Annotated in this window: 11 protein-coding genes; 3 read left to right on the top strand and 8 right to left on the bottom strand. The window is 69.9% G+C overall.

Going from position 1 to position 21,193, the window contains the following annotated elements; genetic code table 11:
* Positions 1 to 66: 66 nt before the first annotated feature.
* The 3 genes from OG841_RS13465 to OG841_RS13475 all read left to right on the top strand — a co-directional run bounded on the left by OG841_RS13465 (position 67) and on the right by OG841_RS13475 (position 6,801).
* The gene (locus OG841_RS13465) at positions 67 to 5,007 is read left to right on the top strand and encodes an ATP-dependent helicase (protein WP_371565371.1); all 4,941 of its coding nucleotides are present in this window, start codon (positions 67 to 69) and stop codon (positions 5,005 to 5,007) included.
* A 142-nt stretch (positions 5,008 to 5,149) separates the two neighbouring features.
* Positions 5,150 to 6,004, top strand: coding sequence for an Fpg/Nei family DNA glycosylase (locus OG841_RS13470; RefSeq protein ID WP_371565373.1), 855 nt, complete (start codon positions 5,150 to 5,152; stop codon positions 6,002 to 6,004).
* A 32-nt stretch (positions 6,005 to 6,036) separates the two neighbouring features.
* Positions 6,037 to 6,801 (top strand): SDR family NAD(P)-dependent oxidoreductase, encoded by a 765-nt coding sequence (locus OG841_RS13475; protein ID WP_328641255.1) that lies wholly within the window; start codon positions 6,037 to 6,039, stop codon positions 6,799 to 6,801.
* A 470-nt stretch (positions 6,802 to 7,271) separates the two neighbouring features.
* Here OG841_RS13475 and OG841_RS13480 read toward each other — a convergent pair whose 3' ends face one another.
* The 8 genes from OG841_RS13480 to OG841_RS13515 form a co-directional block, all read right to left on the bottom strand.
* Entirely contained in the window at positions 7,272 to 7,652 is a 381-nt protein-coding gene (locus tag OG841_RS13480) for a helix-turn-helix domain-containing protein (protein WP_266558798.1), read from the bottom strand.
* Positions 7,653 to 7,761: 109 nt separating this feature from the next.
* Positions 7,762 to 8,307, bottom strand: coding sequence for a CinA family protein (locus OG841_RS13485; protein WP_328641253.1), 546 nt, complete (start codon positions 8,305 to 8,307; stop codon positions 7,762 to 7,764).
* Positions 8,304 to 9,143 carry a CDP-diacylglycerol--glycerol-3-phosphate 3-phosphatidyltransferase gene (gene pgsA / locus OG841_RS13490; protein WP_328641252.1) on the bottom strand — a complete coding sequence of 280 codons (840 nt, stop codon included), beginning with the start codon at positions 9,141 to 9,143 and terminating at the stop codon, positions 8,304 to 8,306. The genes OG841_RS13485 and pgsA overlap by 4 nt, the downstream gene beginning before the upstream one ends.
* Complete coding sequence (rimO, locus tag OG841_RS13495; protein WP_365115744.1) at positions 9,140 to 10,636, bottom strand: 30S ribosomal protein S12 methylthiotransferase RimO; 1,497 nt, start codon at positions 10,634 to 10,636, stop codon at positions 9,140 to 9,142. Before rimO ends, pgsA begins: the two co-directional genes overlap by 4 nt.
* A gap of 90 nt (positions 10,637 to 10,726) precedes the next feature.
* Positions 10,727 to 11,569 carry a helix-turn-helix domain-containing protein gene (locus OG841_RS13500; protein ID WP_328641250.1) on the bottom strand — a complete coding sequence of 281 codons (843 nt, stop codon included), beginning with the start codon at positions 11,567 to 11,569 and terminating at the stop codon, positions 10,727 to 10,729.
* A gap of 246 nt (positions 11,570 to 11,815) precedes the next feature.
* Positions 11,816 to 14,539: a DNA translocase FtsK gene (locus OG841_RS13505; RefSeq protein ID WP_328641249.1), complete on the bottom strand. Its 2,724-nt coding sequence runs from the start codon at positions 14,537 to 14,539 to the stop codon at positions 11,816 to 11,818.
* A 118-nt stretch (positions 14,540 to 14,657) separates the two neighbouring features.
* A complete protein-coding gene (locus OG841_RS13510; RefSeq protein WP_328641248.1) occupies positions 14,658 to 15,341 on the bottom strand; it encodes a response regulator in 684 nt (227 codons plus the stop codon).
* Positions 15,342 to 15,585: 244 nt separating this feature from the next.
* Complete coding sequence (locus tag OG841_RS13515) at positions 15,586 to 21,057, bottom strand: HAMP domain-containing protein (protein ID WP_328641247.1); 5,472 nt, start codon at positions 21,055 to 21,057, stop codon at positions 15,586 to 15,588.
* Between the last annotated feature and the right edge of the window lie 136 nt (positions 21,058 to 21,193).

The raw sequence follows: 21,193 nt of genomic DNA on the forward strand, positions 1-21,193 counted from the left end.
CGCTCAACCGCCGGAGGCAACCCGCAGGTCAGGGGCATTGTCAGTCCCCGGGTGCAGGATGGACGCATGGTCAGCCCAGCACACCGAGCCCTGAACGGCTTCTCGCCCGCCACCCGCGGCTGGTTCACGGGTGCATTCGACGCGCCCACCACCGCCCAGGCCGGGGCGTGGCAGGCCATCGCAGAGGGCTCGGACGTACTCGTCGTCGCCCCCACCGGCTCCGGCAAGACCCTGGCCGCCTTCCTCGCCGCCCTGGACCAGCTGGCCTCCACACCCCCACCCGCAGACCCCAAGAAGCGCTGCCGAGTCCTGTACGTCTCCCCCCTCAAGGCGCTCGCCGTCGACGTGGAGCGCAACCTCCGCAGCCCCCTCACCGGCATCCGCCAGGAATCCGTCCGCCTCGGCCTCCCCGAGCCGGAGGTCAAGGTGGGCATCCGCTCCGGCGACACCCCCGCAGCGGAGCGACGAGCCCTCTCCACCCGCCCCCCGGACATCCTGATCACCACCCCGGAATCCCTGTTCCTGATGCTGACGTCGGCGACCCGCGACGCGCTCACCGGCATCGAGACAGTGATCCTCGACGAGGTCCACGCCGTGGCCGGCACCAAGCGCGGAGCACACCTGGCCCTCTCCCTGGAGCGCCTGGACGAACTCCTCCCGAAGCCGGCCCGCCGCATCGGCCTCTCCGCCACGGTCCGCCCGGTGGACGAGATCGCCCGCTACCTCTCCCCCCAGCGCAAGGTGGAGATCGTTCAGCCGAAGTCCGGCAAGGAGTTCGACCTCTCGGTCGTGGTCCCGGTGGAAGACCTCGGTGAACTCGGCGGCTCGCCGGTCGCCGAGGGCAACGAAGCCGCGGAACGCCCCTCCATCTGGCCCCACGTGGAGGAGCGCATCACCGACCTCGTCCAGTCCCACCGCTCCACGATCGTCTTCGCGAACTCCCGCCGCCTCGCGGAACGCCTCTGCAACCGCCTCAACGAGATCGCCTACGAGCGCGCCACCGGCGAGCCCCTGGACGAACACCACGCCCCGGCCGAACTCATGGGCGGTTCAGGCGCGGCCCAGGGCGCACCCCAGGTCATCGCCCGCGCCCATCACGGCTCGGTCTCCAAGGAACAGCGCGCCCTGGTCGAGGAGGACCTCAAAGCAGGCCGCCTCCCCGCCGTGGTGGCCACCTCCAGCCTCGAACTCGGCATCGACATGGGCGCGGTGGACCTCGTCATCCAGGTCGAGTCACCCCCGTCCGTGGCCTCCGGCCTGCAACGCGTCGGCCGCGCCGGCCACCAGGTCGGCGCGGTCTCCACCGGCGTGGTCTTCCCGAAGTACCGAGGCGACCTGGTCCAGGCAGCGGTCGTCACGGAACGCATGCGCACCGGCTCCATCGAGTCCCTCAAGGTCCCCGCCAACCCCCTGGACGTCCTCGCCCAGCAACTCGTCGCGATGACCGCGATGGACACCTGGCAGCTCGACGACCTCCTCGCCACCGTCCGAAGGGCGGCCCCGTTCGCCTCCCTCCCCGAGTCCGCCTTCACCGCGGTCCTCGACATGCTCGCCGGCCGCTACCCCTCCGACGCCTTCGCCGAACTGCGCCCGCGCGTGGTCTGGGACCGTATCGCCGGCACCATCACCGGCCGTCCCGGCGCCCAGCGCCTCGCCGTCACCTCCGGCGGCACCATTCCCGACCGCGGCCTCTTCGGCGTCTTCCTGGCCGGCTCCGACCCCAAGAAGGGCGGCGGACGGGTCGGCGAACTCGACGAGGAGATGGTCTACGAGTCGCGCGTCGGTGACGTCTTCACGCTCGGCACCAGCTCCTGGCGCATCGAGGACATCACCCGCGACCGCGTCCTGGTCTCCCCCGCCCCCGGTGTCCCCGGCAGGCTCCCGTTCTGGAAGGGCGACCAGCTGGGCCGCCCCCTGGAGCTGGGCCGCGCGGTGGGCGCGTTCCTCCGCGAGGTCGGCTCCCTGTCCAAGGAGGACGCCCGCCTGCGCCTCCTCGCCGCGGGCCTGGACGCGTGGGCGGCGGACAACGTCCTGTCCTACCTCGACGAGCAGCGCGAAGCCTGCGGCCACGTCCCGGACGACCGCACCATCGTCGTGGAGCGTTTCCGCGACGAACTCGGTGACTGGCGGGTCGTCGTCCACTCCCCCTTCGGCGCCCAGGTCCACGCCCCCTGGGCCCTCGCCCTCGGCGCGAAGCTCTCGGAGCGGTACGGCATGGACGCCCAGGTCATGCACGCCGACGACGGCATCGTGCTTCGGCTGCCCGACGCCGACCTGATGAGCCTCGACCTCCTCGACCGGGAGCCCAACAGGAGCGGCACGGAGTACGACGCCGAACAGGCTCCGGTGGGCGCCGCGGACGTCGTCTTCGACAAGGGCGAGGTCGACCAGGTCGTCACCGACCAGGTTGGCGGCTCGGCCCTGTTCGCCTCGCGCTTCCGTGAGTGCGCCGCCCGCGCGCTCCTGCTGCCGCGCCGCAACCCCGGCAAGCGCACCCCCTTGTGGCAGCAACGCCAGCGGGCCTCCCAACTGCTCCAGGTGGCAAGCGAGTTCGGTTCGTTCCCCATCGTCCTGGAGGCGGTCCGCGAATGCCTCCAGGACGTCTTCGACGTCCCCGGGCTCGTCGAGCTGATGGGCGACCTGGAGTCCCGCAGGGTCCGCCTGGTCGAGGTCACCACTCCCGAGCCCTCCCCCTTCGCGCGCTCCCTCCTCTTCGGCTACGTCGCCCAGTTCCTCTACGAAGGAGACTCGCCGCTCGCCGAGCGCCGCGCGGCGGCCCTGTCGCTGGACTCCCGGCTGCTGGCCGAGCTGCTCGGCCAGGCGGAGCTGCGCGAGCTGCTCGACGCCGAGGTGCTGACCGAGCTGGAGCGGGAGCTCCAGTGGCTCGCCGAGGACCGCCGGGTGAAGGACGCCGAGGGCGTCGCGGACATCCTCCGCGTCCTCGGCCCGCTCACGGACGCCGAACTGGCCGAGCGGGGCGCCGAGCCGCAGTGGGCGCAGGACCTCGCCGGGGCCCGCCGCGCGATCAAGGTCCGTGTCGCCGGCGCCGACCACTGGGCGGCGATCGAGGACGCGGGCCGCCTGCGCGACGCCCTCGGCACAGCGCTGCCGGTCGGCGTCCCGGAGGCCTTCACCGAGCCGGTCAAGGACCCCCTCGGTGATCTCCTCGCGCGTTACGCCCGCACCCACGGCCCCTTCACCTCGGCGACGGTCGCCGCCCGCTTCGGGCTGGGCACGGCGGTCACCGAGGGCGCGTTGCAGCGCCTGGCCGCGAGCGGACGGGTCGTACAGGGCGAGTTCCACCCGGCGGGCATCGGCCAGGAGTGGTGCGATGCCACGGTGCTCCGCCGCCTTCGCCGCCGTTCCCTGGCGGCCCTGCGCCACGAACTCGAACCGGTGCCGCCACCGGCCCTCGCCCAGTTCCTGCCGCAGTGGCAGCACATCGGCAAGGGCCACTCCCTGCGCGGCGTCGACGGACTGGTGCGTGCCGTCGAGCAGTTGCAGGGTGCGTCCGTGCCCGCCTCCGCCCTGGAGAAGCTCGTCCTGCCGTCACGCGTCATGAACTACACCCCGGCCATGCTCGACGAGCTCACGGCCGCCGGAGAGATCGTGTGGGCCGGAGCGGGCGCCCTGCCCGGAAAGGACGGCTGGGTCTCCCTGTACCTGGCGGACGCGGCCCCCCTCCTGTTGCCACCACCGCACCCCCTGGAGCTGACGGCCCTGCACCAGTCCGTCCTGGACGCCCTCACCGGCGGCTACGGCCTGTTCTTCCGCCAGATCGCCGACCAGGTGCGCGCCACCACCCACCCCGACGCCACCGACCCCCAACTGGCCGACGTCGTATGGGACCTGGCCTGGTCCGGGCGGCTCACCAACGACACCCTCACCCCCATGCGCTCCCTCCTCGGCTCCGGCCGCACTGCCGGCTCCACCGCCCACCGCGCCAAACGCACGATTCCCCGTGGCCGCTACGGCTCCCTCACGGCCGCGGCCCGCCCCGCCTCCCGCACCGGCCCGCCGACCGTCGCCGGCCGCTGGTCCCTGCTCCCGCCACGCGAGCCCGATCCGACCGTGCGCGCCCACGCCCTGGCCCGCACTCTCCTTGACCGGCATGGAGTGGTCACCCGGGGAGCCGTCTCGGCGGAGGGCGTGGAGGGCGGCTTCTCGGCGACGTATCGCATCCTCTCCGCCTTCGAGGACAGCGGTCAGGCCCGCCGCGGTTACGTCGTGGAGGGCCTCGGCGCCGCCCAGTTCGCCATGGACGGCGCGGTCGACCGTCTCCGCGCGGTGTCCAACGCCCGCGACCGCGGGGAGCCGGTGCCGGACAGCGGCACTCCCGATCTCTGGGGTTCCGGCTCGGTACCCGAGGCACCCCACGGCCCCGCACAAGGCGACCCCGAGGCCGAGGACTGGGACTGGACCCGCGCCTTCGACGACCCCGACGGCCCCGGTCCCGAGGCAGGCCCCGGCTTCGCTTCCGATTCCCCGTCACCCGCTTCCCGCGACGAGTACATCTCACCGCGCGACTACCCACCCCAGCCCACCCCCCAGCACTGGCAAGCCACCCCCGGATACGGTTCCGGCTTCGGCAGCCGCAGGCACCACGGCTCCGACGCCTCCCGAGCCGTGGTCCTCGCCGCCGCCGACCCCGCCAACGCCTACGGCGCCGCCCTGCCCTGGCCCGACCCCCCGACCGAGGCCGGCCACAAGCCGGGCCGCAAGGCGGGCTCCCTCGTGGTCCTCGTGGACGGCGAACTCACGCTCTATATGGAGCGCGGCGGCAAGACCCTCCTGGCCTGGCCCTCCGCCCCCGACACCGCCCCCACCGACGACCCCCGTCTGCACACAGCGGCGGAGTCCCTCGCCGCGGCCGCCAAGGCCGGTTCCCTCGGCACGGTCACGGTGGAACGCATCAACGGCACCTCGGCCCTGACCTCCCCCCTGGGCGCCCTCCTGGAAACAGCGGGCTTCATCGCCACCCCTCGCGGCCTACGTCTACGCGCGTGACGGCACCCGTCGCCCCCGGCCGCCGAGCCACGGCCACCCGCCCTGCCCCTTGAACCGAACCAGCCGAAGGCGAAGCCACCACCCGCACCCTTCTCATGCCCGCTCCCCCCTCTACGCCCTTCCCCCATGCCACCCTTGACCCATGCCCGAAGGAGACACGGTCTGGCAGTCCGCGAGACGCCTGCACAGCGCCCTGGCGGACAAGGTGCTGACCCGTAGCGACCTGAGGGTGCCGAAATACGCCACCGCCGACCTCACGGGCCGCCGAGTCCTCAACGTCACCCCACGCGGCAAGCACCTCCTCACCCGCATCGAAGGCGGCCTGACCCTCCACTCCCACCTCCGCATGGACGGCTCCTGGAAGGTGTACGCAGAAAACCAGCGCTGGACCGGCGGCCCCACCCACCAGATCCGCGCGATCCTGGCCAACGCCGACCACACAGCCGTCGGCTACCGCCTCCCCGTTCTGGAACTCCTGCGCACCACGGACGAACACAAAGCCGTCGGCCACCTCGGCCCCGATCTCCTGGGCCCGGACTGGAACCCCGAGGCGGCCCTGGCGAACCTTCTCCAGGACCCCGCCCGCCCCCTCGGCGAGGCCCTCCTCGACCAGCGCAATCTCGCCGGCATCGGCAACGTCTACAAGAGCGAACTCTGCTTCCTGCTCGGCGCCACCCCCTGGCTCCCAGTCGGCGCCCTCCCCACGGACCGCGCCGCTCAACTCCCCGCGCTCGCCAAGAAGCTCCTGGAGGCCAATCGCGACCGCCCGGTCCGCAGCACGACCGGCCGCCGCGGCCAGGACCTGTTCGTCTACGGCCGCGCACCCCGTCCCTGCCTGCGCTGCCACACCTCCATCCGCGTCGCCGACCAGGGCGACGGCTCCCGCGAACGTCCCACGTACTGGTGCCCGGCCTGCCAGACCGGCCCCGCCCCGAGCCCCCACCGCAGGGCACCTAGCGGAACTCACCCCAGAACCTCACACCGTACGACCAATTGACGCTCCGTCAGAAACGCTCGTACCGTCGCTCCATGGCCGTCAGCGCGTACGACCTCACCGGACGCACCGCATTCGTCACCGGCGCCGCGAGTGGCATCGGCCGGGCAACCGCCGCCCTGCTCGCCGAGGCCGGCGCGACCGTGCACTGCGCCGACCTCGACGCGTCGGGGCTGCACGAGACGGCGACCCTGATCAAGGACGCGGGTGGCACCGCGCACACCCATCCCCTCGACGTCACGGACCGCGAACAACTCCACCAGGCCATCACCTCCTGCGAGCGCCTCGACGTGCTGGCCGCGGTCGCCGGAATCATGCACAGCAGCCCGGTCCTGGAGACGAGGGACGAAGACCTCGACCGTGTCCTGAACGTCAACTTCAAGGGCGTGCTCCACGCCTGCCAGGAAGCGGCCCGCCTGATGCTGGACCGGGAGACGAGAGGCAGCATCGTCACGATGGCTTCCGGCGCCGTGGACACGGGCGGACCCGGGCTGCTCTGCTACGGCGCGGCCAAAGCAGCCGTGGTACAGCTCACGAAGACTCTGGCCACCGAGGTCGGCCGGTACGGCATCCGGGTCAACGCGGTCGCACCCGGCTGGATCCGCACTCCCATGACCGACCGCCACGACGAGGAGGCACAGGCGCACACCGAGGCACTCATGTCCCGCATGTCACCGCTCAGACGCGTCGGCGAACCGGAGGACATCGCCCACGCCGTGCTCTACCTGGCCTCCGACGCCTCGTCCTTCATGACGGGCCAGATCATCCGTCCGAACGGCGGGGTGGCGATGCCGTGGTAGCCGCACCGGCCCCACCGGAGCGCCCGGCCCCGGCAGGTCTCCCCGTCCGCCACGCCTGACGCCATCGCCCGGCGCCCACGGCTCCCGCGGCCCGTCCCTTCGGCACACAATGCACCGGCAGCAGGCTCAGCCCCCATCCACCCGCCGCGATCGCTCCTTCGAGCCCCCCGGCGTCCGGCGTCAGCACCAGCCGCGCCATGGCCCACCACCACAGCGCCCCGAGCCCGAGAGTCACCCCCCGGCGTACTGTCGGCCCCGCCATGCAGCCACCTCCAGCCCGGACGCTAGACCGCCGCCGCACCCATGGGGAGGGCGCACCAAGGGCACACGGTCGCACCGAAGCGGCCGTCGCTCCAAGATGCACGAAAACCCCGACCGGCGCCTCTCCAGTCCAGCTGGAGAGGCCCGTCCGGGGCCTCGCAGACTTACTCTCGGCGTGCCGTCGGCTCATGGCACACCAAGCGTGAGCGTCACGCCGCTACGACGTCCACCGCTTCGCTGGGCGCCTTGATGGTCACCCGTTCCGGTGGCACACCCTTGACCGAGACGGAACCCAGCATCGGGCGCACCGCTGCCGGTACCGGTGCGCTGGGCGTGGCCGCAGCGGACTGGGCCAGCTCGGCGAGGGCGAGCTCGTCGCTCACTTCCCGCATGAGTTCGGACATCCGTACGTCCAGCGCGTCGCAGATCGCGGACAGCAGCTCGGAGGAAGCCTCCTTCTGCCCCCGCTCCACCTCGGAGAGATAGCCGAGTGAGACTCGGGCGGACGAGGAGACTTCGCGCAGAGTACGGCCCTGGCGTTGGCGCTGCCGACGCAGCACGTCACCCAGCAGGCGACGGAGCAGAATCATCGGTGGCTCCCTCCTCGGACCGCGTAGCCGCATCCTTCACGCCCCACCGTACCGCCTTGCGCCGCGGCCGTGCGGGGAGCGATGTCGTGTTCACTCAGGGCTGCAAACATCAAAACCCCCCGTTCCGTTCCGTATCCTGTGCCCGCTCATTCCCGGTCTGTTCGCTCGCAAGCTCTTCCAGGAGCAGTGCGAGTACGCTCCGTACACTCTCCATACGAATTTCCGCGCGGTCGCCGTTCAACCGCAGCGCGGTCACTTTCCCGCCACCCGCTGCGTCGGAAGCGCCCGCGGAGGGCCCGTCGACAGCCACGAAAACCGTCCCGACGGGCTTGCCGTCCTGCGGTTCCGGGCCCGCGACTCCGGTGGTCGCGATGCCCCAGTCGGCGCCGAGTGCCTTGCGTACTCCGGCCGCCATCTGGGCCGCGACCTGCGGATCCACCGCGCCTCGTTGGGACAGCAGGGTGGCGTCGACACCCAACAGCTCCTGCTTCAGTTCGGTGGCGTAGGCGGTCACCGACCCCCTGAACGCCTGGGACGCCCCGGGAGCCGCTGTGATTTCCGCCGCAACCAGTCCGCCGGTGAGCGACTCGGCGACCGCGAGCGTCTGGCCCTTCACGGTGAGTAGTCGCACCACTTGGGCGGCCGGGGAATTCACGCTTCCGACTCCTCCAACGCCGCCTTGCGCTCGGCGATTCCCTGCCTGCGCAGCACAATGGCCTGTCTCACATAGTCCAGCCCGGTCACGACGGTCAGCACGACCGCCACAGCCATCACCCAGAACCTCGCGGTGGCCAGCCACCCCGTCAGCGCCAGGATGTACATCCCTACGGCGATGCCCTGGCTGAGGGTCTTGAGCTTGCCTCCCCGGCTCGCCGGGATCACGCCGTACCGGATGACGAGGAAACGCAGCAGGGTGATCCCGAGTTCCCTGCCCAGGATGACGATCGTGACCCACCACGGCAGGTCGCCGAGCCCGGAGAGACAGATCAGCGCCGCCCCCATGATCGCCTTGTCGGCGATGGGGTCGGCGATCTTCCCGAAGTCGGTGACGAGGTTGTAGGCGCGCGCCAGGTGTCCGTCGAAGAGGTCGGTGATCATGGCGACCGCGAAGGCCGCCCAGGCGAACGAGCGCCACGCCGGGTCGTACCCGCCGTCGGCCAGCATCAGGGCGACGAAGCCGGGCACGAGGACCAGCCGGAGCATGGTCAGCAGATTGGCGACGTTCCAGACGCTGGCCTGGTTGACCGCCGCGGCCGCGATCTTCCCGCCGCGCGCGGTCTTCGAACCGGAGTCGTTGCCGGCCCCGGAAGCCGCGCCGGCAACGGCACCCGCCACGGGGACGGCACTCGCGCGTACCTCGGCGGCCGTACCGGAGACCGCGGCCGACGGAGCGCTGTGGGCCACACCGGAGGCGGCACCCGAGACGCCGCCCGCCGGTCCGCCCTTCGCGGCGGAGGGGCCACCCGCAGCGGACGCCGGAACTCCGGTCATCTGCCCGCCTCCTCACTACACGCGAGCGAGCCGTCGAGCGGCTCGGCCACCAGGTCGACACCTTCCGTACCGACCACCTTCGCCTCGACCATACGACCGACGCTCAGACCTTCGCCGCTCGTGAGCAGCACTTGGCCGTCGGTCTCCGGCGCCTGGTGCGCGCCTCGGCCGTACACGCCCTCGTCGTCGATGGACTCGACGAGCACGTGCACGGTCTCGCCGACGCGCTCCTCGGCGCGCTGCGAGACGAGCTCTTCGGCGAGCCGGGAGACACGTGCCAGCCGCTCGGCGACGACGTCCTCGTCCAGCTTGTTCTCGTACGTCGCCGCTTCGGTGCCTTCCTCGTCGGAGTACCCGAAGACGCCGATGGCGTCCAGTCGCGCGCCGTTCAGGAACCGCTCCAGCTCGGCCAGGTCGGCCTCGGTCTCGCCGGGGAAGCCCACGATGAAGTTGGAGCGCACACCGGCCTCGGGGGCCTTGCCGCGGATGGTGTCGAGCAGCTCCAGGAAGCGGTCGGTGTCGCCGAAGCGGCGCATCGCGCGCAGCACGCCGGGGGCTGAGTGCTGGAAGGACAGGTCGAAGTAGGGCACCACCTTGGGCGTGGACGTCAGCACGTCGATCAGGCCCGGCCGCATCTCGGCGGGCTGGAGGTAACTGACACGCACGCGTTCCAGGCCGTCGACCTCGGCGAGCTCGGGCAGGAGGGACTCGAGGAGACGGATGTCGCCGAGGTCCTTGCCGTAGGACGTGTTGTTCTCGGAGACCAGCATGATCTCCTTGACTCCCTGCTCGGCCAGCCAGCGCGTCTCGTTGAGGACGTCCGAGGGGCGACGCGAGATGAAGGAGCCGCGGAAGGACGGGATGGCGCAGAAGGAGCAGCGCCGGTCGCAGCCGGAGGCGAGCTTCACGGAGGCGACCGGGGCGCCGTCCAGACGGCGGCGCAGGGGCGCACGGGGGCCGGAAGCCGGAGCGAGCCCCTCCGGAAGGTCGGCGGGAGCCGCCTCGGGGGCTTCGGCGGCCGGCCCGTGTCCGGGCAGCGAGACGGAGGCCGCCGACTCCTGTCGCTGGGCCGGGCTGATCGGCAGCAGCTTGCGCCGGTCGCGCGGGGTGTGCGCGGCGTGGATGCCGCCGCTGAGGATCGTCTGCAGGCGGTCGGAGATGTCGGCGTAGTCGTCGAAGCCGAGCACTCCGTCCGCCTCCGGCAGCGCCTCGGCGAGGTCCTTGCCGTACCGCTCGGCCATGCAGCCCACCGCCACGACGGCCTGGGTTCTGCCGTGCCCCTTGAGATCGTTGGCCTCGAGGAGGGCGTCGACGGAGTCCTTCTTGGCGGCTTCGACGAAGCCACAGGTGTTGACGACGGCGACGTCCGCGTCGGCGGCGTCGTTCACGAGATCCCAGCCGTCCGCCTCCAAACGGCCTGCGAGCTCCTCCGAGTCCACCTCGTTGCGGGCGCAGCCAAGAGTGACGAGTGCGACGGTACGGCGTTCAGGCATGGGCTCAAGACTACTTCGTCCCACTGACACCCCACGTCGACGGGGTTGGCCGATCTTGGCCAACCCCGTGACGGCAAAGCGAACGGATCCCTATCCGACCTGCGGGTCGCCCTTCGTGTACGTCAGGCGCTCCACGGCCCCGGGCTGCCAGTCGTCGTCGATCTTCTTGCCGTTCACGTACAGCTGGATCGCCCCGGCGTCACCGAGGACGAGGTTGATCTTGTCGCTGTCCTGGAAGGTCTTGGTGTCGCCCTGCTCGAGCAGTCCGTCGAAGAGGGTCCGGCCGTTGTGGTCCTTGGCGAGGATCCAGCTCTTTCCGTCAGCGGCGCCGACCTGAACGGTCACCTTGTCCTGGGGTGCCGCCGCGATGGCGCTGTCGGTCGGCGTGGGCGTCGGCTTCGGGTCCTTGGTGGTCTTGTCGGACTTGGGCGTCGGAGACTTGCTGGTGGCGGGCGTGGTGCCGTCGGCGACCTGGGTCGCCCCGCCGCCGTCGCCGCCCTTGAAGGCGGTGAACCCGACGAAGCCGACCACAGCGACGATTGCGGCGACCATGGCCGCGGTCCAGTTGGGCCCGCGGCGCTCGGGTCGGATGCGTTCCGCCTCGAACAGCGGAGCGGCCGGGGTCGGGGCCGGACGCCCGCCGCCGTGATCGGCGGCGAACTGGTCCAGCAGGGGGGCCGGATCCAGGTGGACGGCCTTGGCCAGGGTCCGGATGTGGCCCCGGGCGTACACATCACCCCCACAGGGAGCGAAATCGTCCGCCTCGATGGCATGCACGATGGCGATGCGGACCCTGGTGGCGTTGCTGACGTCGTCGACGGTCAACCCAGCCGCGATCCGCGCCTGTTTCAGGGCGTGGCCGACGGAGAGGCGGTCTTCCTGTCGGTCGTCTTCGAACGGACGCTCGTCTTCAGGGGAGTTGCCGATGGACACGGGGGCGCCTTTCGAGCGTTTAAGCCACCTGTGCTGGAGGTTCAGTCTAGGGGGGGTGCGAAAGGGTGGGGCAACCGGGCGGTGGGACTTTGTACGCCATCGGAATGGCCGGGCACACCGATGGTGGAGCAGCAGCTTTTCGCTTCCCTCAACTTGACGTACGCCGAAGGGAAACGGTTGCTCAATGATCCCTTACGGGTGAGTCACGATCGAACATCGGTGGCCGCACCCGCTCCGGGACTCCCTTTAAGCCTCCCCGCGGATCACCGCGAGCACTCCGTCCAACTCGTCAGCCTTCACAAGAACGTCACGAGCCTTGGATCCCTCGCTCGGCCCGACGATGCCCCGGGACTCCATGAGGTCCATCAGACGCCCCGCTTTCGCGAACCCGACCCGCAGCTTGCGCTGGAGCATGGACGTCGACCCGAACTGTGTGGAGACGACCAGCTCGGCCGCCTGGCACAGCAGGTCGAGGTCGTCGCCGATCTCCTCGTCGATCTCCTTCTTCTGCTTGGTGCCCACGACGACGTCGTCCCGGAAGACCGGCGCCATCTGGTCCTTGCAGTGCTGGACGATCGCCGCGACCTCGTCCTCGGTCACGAAGGCGCCCTGCATACGGGTGGGCTTGTTGGCCCCCATCGGCAGGAAGAGCCCGTCGCCCTTGCCGATCAGCTTCTCGGCGCCGGGCTGGTCGAGGATGACCCGGGAGTCGGCGAGCGAGGAGGTGGCGAAGGCGAGCCGTGAGGGCACGTTCGCCTTGATCAGACCGGTGACGACGTCCACCGACGGCCGCTGCGTGGCGAGCACCAGGTGGATGCCGGCCGCGCGTGCGAGCTGCGTGATCCGCACGATCGCGTCCTCGACGTCCCGCGGTGCGACCATCATGAGGTCGGCGAGCTCGTCGACGATGACCAGCAGGTACGGGTAGGGCTGGAGCTCACGCTCGCTGCCCTCGGGCAGCTTGACCTTGCCGTTCCTGATGGCTTCGTTGAAATCGTCGATGTGCCGGAAGCCGTACGCCGCCAGGTCGTCGTACCGAAGGTCCATCTCCCGTACGACCCACTGGAGCGCCTCGGCGGCCCGCTTCGGGTTGGTGATGATCGGCGTGATCAGGTGCGGGATGCCCTCGTAGGCCGTCAGCTCCACACGTTTGGGGTCGACGAGGACCATGCGCACGTCCTCGGGGGTCGCGCGGACCATGATGGAAGTGATCAAGCAGTTAATGCACGACGACTTACCGGAACCGGTGGCTCCGGCAACCAGCACGTGCGGCATCTTCGCGAGGTTGGCCATCACATAGCCGCCCTCGACGTCCTTGCCGAGCGCGACGAGCATGGGGTGCTCGTCCTCGGCGGCCGCCGCGAGCCGCAGCACGTCGCCGAGGTTGACCATCTCGCGGTCGGTGTTCGGGATCTCGATGCCGACCGCCGACTTGCCGGGAATCGGGCTGATGATCCGCACATCCGGGCTGGCGACGGCGTACGCGATGTTCTTGGCCAGCGCGGTGATCCGCTCGACCTTCACGGCGGGGCCGAGCTCGACCTCGTAGCGCGTGACCGTCGGCCCGCGCGTGAAACCGGTGACGGCGGCGTCGACCTTGAACTCCGTGAAGACGGTCGTCAGCGAGGCGACTATGGCGTCGTTGGCCGCGCTGCGCGCCTTGCCGGGGCCGCCGCGCTCCAGGAGGTCGAGTGAGGGCAGCGCGTAGGTGATGTCGCCGGACAGATGGAGCTGCTCCGCGCGCGGGGGCAGTTCGCCGGAGGCCTCGGGAGCGGGCTTGGTGAGGTCGGCGACCTCGACCTTGAGCTTCTCCTGCTTCGGCCGCGCGTCCTGCTTGGGCCGCGCGGCCGGGACGGGGGTGGGTACCGGTGTCGTCTCCACCCGGTCGCCCACGCTGACGCCCTGGGTGAGGTCGGCTACCAGCGCCGAGGGCGGCAGGCCGTGCATGACGACGCCGTCCAGATCCGCGGCCGCGGCCGCAGCGATGTCCACGGCGTCCATCCGCCGGTCCATCGCGGGCTGCGGCACCGCGGAGCGCCTGGGCCGTCCACGGCGCTGCGAGAGGGCCTCCTGCTCCGCTCCGTCGGGGTCGTACGACTCGGGCGCGGGACCTCGCCTGCGACCGCGTGCGGGCAGCGCCTCGCGCCACTGCTCGTCGTAGCGCTCGTCGTCCTCGCCGAGCTCGTCCTCCGCCGGGTCGGGCAGGATCCCGAGCCGCACACCGAGCTCCCGCAGCCGCCGCGGGATGGCGTTGACCGGCGTGGCGGTGACGACGAGCAGCCCGAAGACCGTCAGCAGGACGAGCAGCGGTACGGCGAGGACCTCGCCCATGGTGTACGTCAGCGGGGTCGCCGCTCCCCAGCCGATGAGGCCGCCCGCGTCCCTTATCGCCTGCATGCCGTCGCTGCGGGCGGGCGCGCCGCAGGCGATGTGGACCTGCCCGAGCACGCCGATGACGAGCGCCGACAGGCCGATCACGATGCGGCCGTTGGCCTCGGGCTTCTCGGGGTGCCGGATGAACCGCACGGCGATGACCGCGAGCAGTATCGGCACGAGCAGGTCGAGCCGGCCGAAGGCGCCGGTCACGATGATCTCGACGAGGTCGCCCACCGGGCCACGCAGGTTCGACCAGGTACCGGCGGCGACGATCAGGCCGAGGCCGAGCAGCAGAAGCGCCACGCCGTCCTTCCGGTGCGCGGGGTCGAGGTTCTTCGCGCCCTGCCCTATCCCGCGGAACACCGCGCCCACGGCATGGGCCAGGCCGAGCCAGACGGCCCGGACGAGACGGTAGACGCCCCCGGTCGGGCTGGGCGCCGGCTTCGGCGGCGCGGCCTTCTTCACCGCGGCCTTCTTGGCGGGCGCCTTTTTTGCCGGTGCTTTCTTCGCCGCAGCCTTCCTCGCCGGACCCTGCGCGGGAGCGGCAGCCTTCTTGGCGGGCTGCTTCTTGGCTGCGGAGGGACGTGAGGCCATAGGTGCGAGGTTACCGGTGGAGACGACCGCGGACACGTGTGCCCACTGCTTCACCCGTTCGTGTCGCTCGTGGAGAGGTGTCGAACTGACGCGGGCTCAAGAGGTCCTTCTACGAGCGTCAGTTCTGCGAAGGCACCGACGGCGAACTCCCGGTGCCGGGCTCCAGCGCGTCCAGCGCCCGCCGCAACCCCGTGAGTTTGCGTTCGAGATGGGCAGCGGTGGCCACCGCTGCCGCGTCCGCGGACTCGTCGTCCAGTTGCTTGGAGAGCGCCTCGGCCTGCTCCTCGACCGCGGCCAGACGCGCGGACAGCTCGGCGAGCAGACCCGCCGGCTCCTTCGCGTCCCCAACCGCCGCCTTGCCTCCGCCGCCCTCCAACTGGAGCCGCAGCAGCGCCGCCTGCTCCCGCAGCTGGCAGTTCTTCATATAGAGCTCGACGAAGACCGAGACCTTCGCACGCAGCACCCACGGGTCGAACGGCTTGGAGATGTAGTCCACCGCCCCGGCGGCATACCCCCGGAACGTGTGGTGCGGGCCGTGGTTGATCGCGGTGAGGAAGATGATCGGGATGTCCCGGGTCCGCTCCCGCCGTTTGATGTGCGCCGCGGTCTCGAAACCGTCCATGCCCGGCATCTGGACGTCCAGCAGAATCACCGCGAAGTCGTCCGTGAGCAGTGCCTTGAGTGCTTCCTCCCCGGACGATGCCCGCACCAGTGTCTGATCGAGCGCGGAGAGGATGGCCTCCAGCGCGAGCAGATTCTCCGGCCGGTCATCGACCAGGAGGATCTTGGCCTTCTGCACCATGGCCCGCCCTCCTCGCCCCGGATGTGCACCGGGCGCCGCCGCTGGGGACGACTCCCTTTCGCCGCCCGTCCTTGTGCCGGTCATCGTAGCCGCACCCTGTCTGTCGCCACACCCTGTCACCGTGATGTCACTGTGCACGTAGCAGAAACGTAGCGGGAGACCAGAAGGTTCCCCGAATCCCGTACTTCTACACGGCGTCGGGCACACTCAGTCAGCAACTCCGCGTGAACTCCGCTGATTCCCATCACTCCCCCCGCATCCACTGCTCCATCACCGACAGCAGATGATCGGGATCGACCGGCTTGGTCACGTAATCGGAGGCGCCCGACTCGATCGCCTTCTCGCGGTCGCCCTTCATCGCCTTGGCGGTCAACGCGATGATCGGGAGCCCGGCGAACTGCGGCATCCTGCGGATCGCATTGGTCGTCGCGTACCCGTCCATCTCGGGCATCATGATGTCCATCAGGACGACCGCCACATCCTCGTGCTGCTCCAGCACCTCGATACCCTCACGGCCGTTCTCCGCGTAGAGCACGGACAGTCCGTGCTGCTCGAGGACGCTGGTGAGCGCGAAGACGTTACGGATGTCGTCGTCGACGATCAGCACCTTCTCCCCGCCGAACCGGATGCCCCGGCGTGGCTGCGGCGCGGCCTGGTGCTCCACGGCCGACCACTGGTCCGGCTGTCCGATCCGCTGTTCGAGGGCGGGCGCGGTCCTGCGACGGCGCCGGAAGAGCGCCGCGGCGCCGTTCTGTGTCTCCTGGTACGACTTCACCTCGGCCGGCGTCTCGACCTCGGCCCCGGTCCGCCCGTGCTCCGACGTGGACGCGACCAGATCGCCGGCCTCCAGGGCGGGCATGGACTGCTGGTAGCCCTGCGGCGGCAGTTCGCTGGGGTGCAGCGGCAAATACAGCGTGAACGTCGATCCGCGACCGGGCTCGCTCTGCGCGTGGATCTCGCCGCCGAGCAGTTGCGCGATCTCTCGTGAGATCGACAGCCCGAGGCCGGTGCCGCCGTACTTGCGGCTGGTCGTACCGTCAGCCTGCTTGAAGGCCTCGAAGATCACCCGCATCTTGCTGGCCGCGATGCCGATCCCGGTGTCGGTCACCGAGAACGCGATCAGGTCGGCGCCCGGGTCGCGCAGGGAACCGGCCTCGAGCAGTTGCTCCCGGATCGCCACGGGTACGTCCCGCCCGGCGGGCCGGATGACCAGCTCGACGGCTCCGGAGTCGGTGAACTTCACCGCGTTGGACAGCAGGTTGCGCAACACCTGGAGCAGCCGCTGTTCATCGGTGTGCAGCGTGGCGGGCAGCTCGGGCGAGACCCGTACGGACAGGTCCAGGCCCTTCTCCGCGGTCAGCGGCCGGAAGGTGGCCTCCACGTAGTCCACGAGCTGCACGAGCGCGATGCGTGTCGGGGACACGTCCATCTTGCCCGCCTCGACCTTCGACAGGTCGAGGATGTCGTTGATCAGCTGCAGCAGGTCGGAGCCGGCCCCGTGGATGGTCTCGGCGAACTCGACCTGCTTCGGGGTGAGGTTGGAGTCCGCGTTGTCGGCGAGCAGCTTGGCGAGGATCAGCAGCGAGTTGAGCGGGGTGCGCAGCTCGTGCGACATGTTGGCCAGGAACTCGCTCTTGTACCGCATGGATACGGCGAGCTGTTCGGCACGCTCCTCCAGGACCTGCCGCGCCTCCTCGATCTCGGTGTTCTTGACCTCGATGTCGCGGTTCTGCTGGGCCAGCAGTTCGGCCTTCTCCTCCAGTTCGGCGTTGGACGCCTGGAGGGCCTTCTGCCGGTTCTCCAACTCGGCCGACCGCTCCCTGAGCTGCTCGGTCAGCTCCTGCGACTGCTTCAGCAGTACCTCCGTCTTGGTGTTGACGGAGATGGTGTTGACGCTGGTCGCGATCATCTCGGCGATCTGGTTGAGGAAGTCCTTCTGGATCTGCGTAAAGGGTGTGAAGGAGGCCAGCTCGATGACACCGAGCACCTTGCCCTCGAACAGCACCGGGAGGACGATCACTTGCGCGGGCGGCGCCTCTCCCAGTCCGGAGGAGATCTTCAGGTATCCGCTGGGCGCGTTCTCCACCAGGATCGTGCGCTTCTCCTCTGCGGCCGTCCCGATGAGCGCCTCACCCGGCCGGAACGACGTCGGCATCGAGCCCATCGAATAGCCGTACGACCCGAGCATCCGCAGCTCGTACTGCTCCTCGGCCTCGGCGCTCATGTCCTTGCCGTCCAGGAGCGGCATCGCCACGAAGAACGCGCCGTGCTGCGCGGTCACCACCGGCGTCAGCTCGCTCATGATCAGCGAGGCCACGTCCTCGAGGTCCCGGCGACCCTGCATGAGCGCCGAGATACGGGCCAGGTTGCCCTTGAGCCAGTCCTGCTCCTTGTTGGCGATCGTGGTGTCGCGCAGGTTGGCGATCATCTTGTTGATGTAGTCCTGAAGTTCCTGGATCTCGCCGGACGCGTCCACGTCGATCTTCAGGTTCAGGTCGCCTCGGGTCACCGCGGTCGCCACGCGCGCGATGGCTCGCACCTGCCGGGTAAGGTTTCCTGCCATTTCGTTCACGGACTCGGTGAGGTCGCGCCAGGTGCCGTCGACGTCACGCACGCGTGCCTGGCCGCCGAGCTGGCCCTCGGTGCCCACCTCGCGGGCGACTCGGGTGACCTCCTCGGCGAAGGAGGACAGCTGGTCGACCATGGTGTTGATGGTGGTCTTGAGTTCGAGGATCTCACCGCGGGCGTCGATGTCGATCTTCTTCGTCAGGTCGCCCTTGGCGATGGCCGTGGTCACCATGGCGATGTTCCGCACCTGACCGGTCAGGTTGGACGCCATCTGGTTCACGGACTCGGTGAGGTCCTTCCAGGTGCCGGCCACACCGGGCACCCGCGCCTGACCGCCCAGGATGCCGTCCGTGCCCACCTCGCGGGCCACCTTGGTGACCTGGTCGGCGAACGAACTCAGGGTCTTCACCATGGTGTTGAAGGTGTCGGCGAGCTGCGCGACCTCGCCGCGCGCCTCGATCGTCACCGTCCGCGTGAGGTCACCGTTGGCGACCGCGTTCGCGACCTGGGAGATGTTGCGCACCTGCATGGTCAGGTTGTTGGCCATCAGGTTCACGTTGTCGCTGAGGTCCTTCCAGATCCCCGTGACACCCGGAACCCGCGCCTGACCGCCCAGCTGGCCCTCGGTGCCCACCTCCCGGGCCACCCGGGTCACCTGCTCGGCGAAGGACGACAGCTGGTCGACCATCGTGTTGACGGTGGTGACGAGCTCGAGGATCTCGCCCTTGGCGTCGACGGTGATCTTCTTCGAGAGGTCACCCTTGGCGACCGCGGTCGTGACCTCGGCGATGTTGCGCACCTGGATCGTCAGGTTGTTCGCCATGAAGTTCACCGACTGCGTGAGGTCCTTCCAGGTGCCGGAGACACCCTGGACCTCAGCCTGCCCTCCGAGGATGCCCTCGGTGCCCACCTCACGGGCCACCCGCGTCACCTGGTCGGCGAAGCTGGAGAGCTGGTCGACCATCGTGTTGAGGGTGTTCTTCAGCTCCAGGATCTCGCCGCGCGCATCGACGTCGATCTTCTGCGACAGGTCACCCCGCGCCACCGCGGTGGCCACCTGGGCGATGTTGCGCACCTGGGCAGTAAGGTTTCCTGCCATTCCGTTCACGGAGTCGGTGAGGTCGCGCCAGACACCGGCGACGCCGGGCACCTGCGCCTGGCCTCCGAGGCGTCCTTCGGTGCCCACCTCACGGGCCACCCGCGTCACCTGGTCGGCGAAGGCGGACAGCTGGTCGACCATCGTGTTGATGGTGTTCTTCAGCTCCAGGATCTCGCCGCGCGCGTCCACGTCGATCTTCTGCGACAGGTCACCCCGCGCCACCGCGGTCGTCACCTGAGCGATCTGCCGCACCTGAGAGGTGAGGTTGCCTCCCATGAAGTTGACGGAGTCGGTGAGCTCCTTCCAGGTACCGGACACCCCCGGCACCACGGCCTGACCTCCCAGCCGTCCCTCGGTGCCCACGTCCCGGGCCATCCTCGTCACCTGGTCGGCGAAGGCCGACAGCTGGTCCACCATCGTGTTCACGGTGTTCTTCAGCTGGAGCATCTCGCCGGAGACGTCGACGGTGACCTTCTGCGACAGGTCACCGTTGGCCACCGCCGTGGTCACCTGGGCGATGTTCCTCACCTGTCCGGTGAGATTCCTGAACGCCGTGTTGACGGAGTCGGTGAGATCCTTCCAGGTACCGGCGGCCCCGGGCACCTGCGCCTGGCCGCCCAGCTCACCCTCGACACCGATCTCGCGCGCCACGCGCGTGACCTCGGCACCGAACGCGGACAGCTGGTCCACCATCCCGTTGACGGTGTTCTTGAGTTCCAGCATCTCGCCGGCCACGTCGACGGTGACCTTCTGCGACAGGTCACCGTTGGCCACCGCCGTCGTCACCGCGGCGATGTCCCGCACCTGTGTGGTGAGGTTCCGGAAGACCGTGTTCACCGAATCGGTGAGGTCCTTCCACGTTCCCGCCGCACCCGGCACGTTCGCCTGCCCGCCGAGCTGTCCCTCGGCACCGACCTCGTTGGCCACGCGGGTGACCTCGTCCGCGAAGATCCGCAGCGTCTCGGTCATCTGGTTGATCGTGTCGGCCAGCTGCGCGACCTCACCGCGTGCGGAGACCGTCACCTTCTGCGACAGGTCACCGCTGGCGACCGCCGTGGTCACCTGGGCGATCCCGCGCACCTGGGCCGTCAGATTGCCGGCCATGAGGTTCACCGAATCGGTGAGGTCCTTCCACACCCCGGCCACACCCGGCACCTGCGCCTGGCCGCCGAGCTCGCCCTCGACGCCCACCTCGCGCGCGACACGGGTCACCTCGGAGGAGAAGGAGGAGAGCTGGTCCACCATCGTGTTGACGGTGTTCTTCAGCTCCAGCATCTCGCCGGCCACGTGAACCGTGACCTTCCGGGACAGATCACCCTTGGCGACCGCCGTGGTCACCAGGGCGATGTCCCGCACCTGGGCCGTCAGCCGGTACGCCATCGTGTTGACGGACTCGGTCAGGTCCTTCCACGAACCCGACATGCCACGCACGCGTGCCTGTCCGCCGAGCTTGCCCTCGGTGCCGACCTCGCTGGCCACCCGGGTGACCTCGTCGGTGAACGTCGACAGCTGATCGACAAGGTTGTTCACCGTCCGCCCGACCTTCAGGAACTCCCCGCGCAGCGGATGCCCCGTCCCGTCCGGCGCCTGCGTCCTGAGTTCCATACGGGGTGACAGATCACCCTCCGCCACCGCGGACAGCACCCGGCCGACCTCGGAGACGGGCCGTACGAGATCGTCCACGAGCGCGTTGGAGGCATCGATGGCGGACGCCCAGGAGCCCTCACAGGCGCCTGTTTCCAGCCTTTCCGTGAGCTTGCCCTCACGGCCCACCATGCGCCGCACCCGCGACAGCTCACCTGTCAGATGGAGATTGCGGTCGGCCACCTCGTTGAAGACCGCGGCGATCTCCGACATCACGCCGTCGCCGGACACCGTGAGCCGCTTGCGGAAGTTCCCGTCCCGCATCGAGACCAGTGCCGCCAGCAGCCGGTTCAGGGCCGCCGTGTCCACCGCGGTGGTCCCATTGCGTGGTTTGCGCTGGTTGCTCGGGGACTGTCCGCCTTTCGCGCGCGTTTTAGTGCCCCGCGTCGCTGCGCCAGACTCCACTGTGTCCCTCCCGCAGGGGTCGACCGTTACTGCTGTGCTCAGGTGCTACTGCGCGGCGCACCGGTGGCTGCCGCGTGCTTCTGCTTACTACAGCGTTATTTCAACCGGGCACACAAAGCCGCACCACGGGCTGCTG

The organism is Streptomyces canus, from assembly GCF_041435015.1.
In the GTDB taxonomy this organism is placed as follows: Bacteria; Actinomycetota; Actinomycetes; order Streptomycetales; family Streptomycetaceae; genus Streptomyces; species Streptomyces canus_G.

What these genes read in the sequence shown, in the direction of transcription:
- OG841_RS13465 (WP_371565371.1), top strand. Translation starts at nt 67, where the DNA reads ATGGTCAGCCCAGCACACCGAGCCCTGAACGGCTTCTCGCCCGCCACC.
- OG841_RS13470 (WP_371565373.1), top strand. Translation starts at nt 5,150, where the DNA reads ATGCCCGAAGGAGACACGGTCTGGCAGTCCGCGAGACGCCTGCACAGC.
- OG841_RS13475 (WP_328641255.1), top strand. Translation starts at nt 6,037, where the DNA reads ATGGCCGTCAGCGCGTACGACCTCACCGGACGCACCGCATTCGTCACC.
- OG841_RS13480 (WP_266558798.1), bottom strand. Translation starts at nt 7,652, where the DNA reads ATGATTCTGCTCCGTCGCCTGCTGGGTGACGTGCTGCGTCGGCAGCGC.
- pgsA (WP_328641252.1), bottom strand. Translation starts at nt 9,143, where the DNA reads ATGACCGGAGTTCCGGCGTCCGCTGCGGGTGGCCCCTCCGCCGCGAAG.
- rimO (WP_365115744.1), bottom strand. Translation starts at nt 10,636, where the DNA reads ATGCCTGAACGCCGTACCGTCGCACTCGTCACTCTTGGCTGCGCCCGC.
- OG841_RS13505 (WP_328641249.1), bottom strand. Translation starts at nt 14,539, where the DNA reads ATGGCCTCACGTCCCTCCGCAGCCAAGAAGCAGCCCGCCAAGAAGGCT.
- OG841_RS13510 (WP_328641248.1), bottom strand. Translation starts at nt 15,341, where the DNA reads ATGGTGCAGAAGGCCAAGATCCTCCTGGTCGATGACCGGCCGGAGAAT.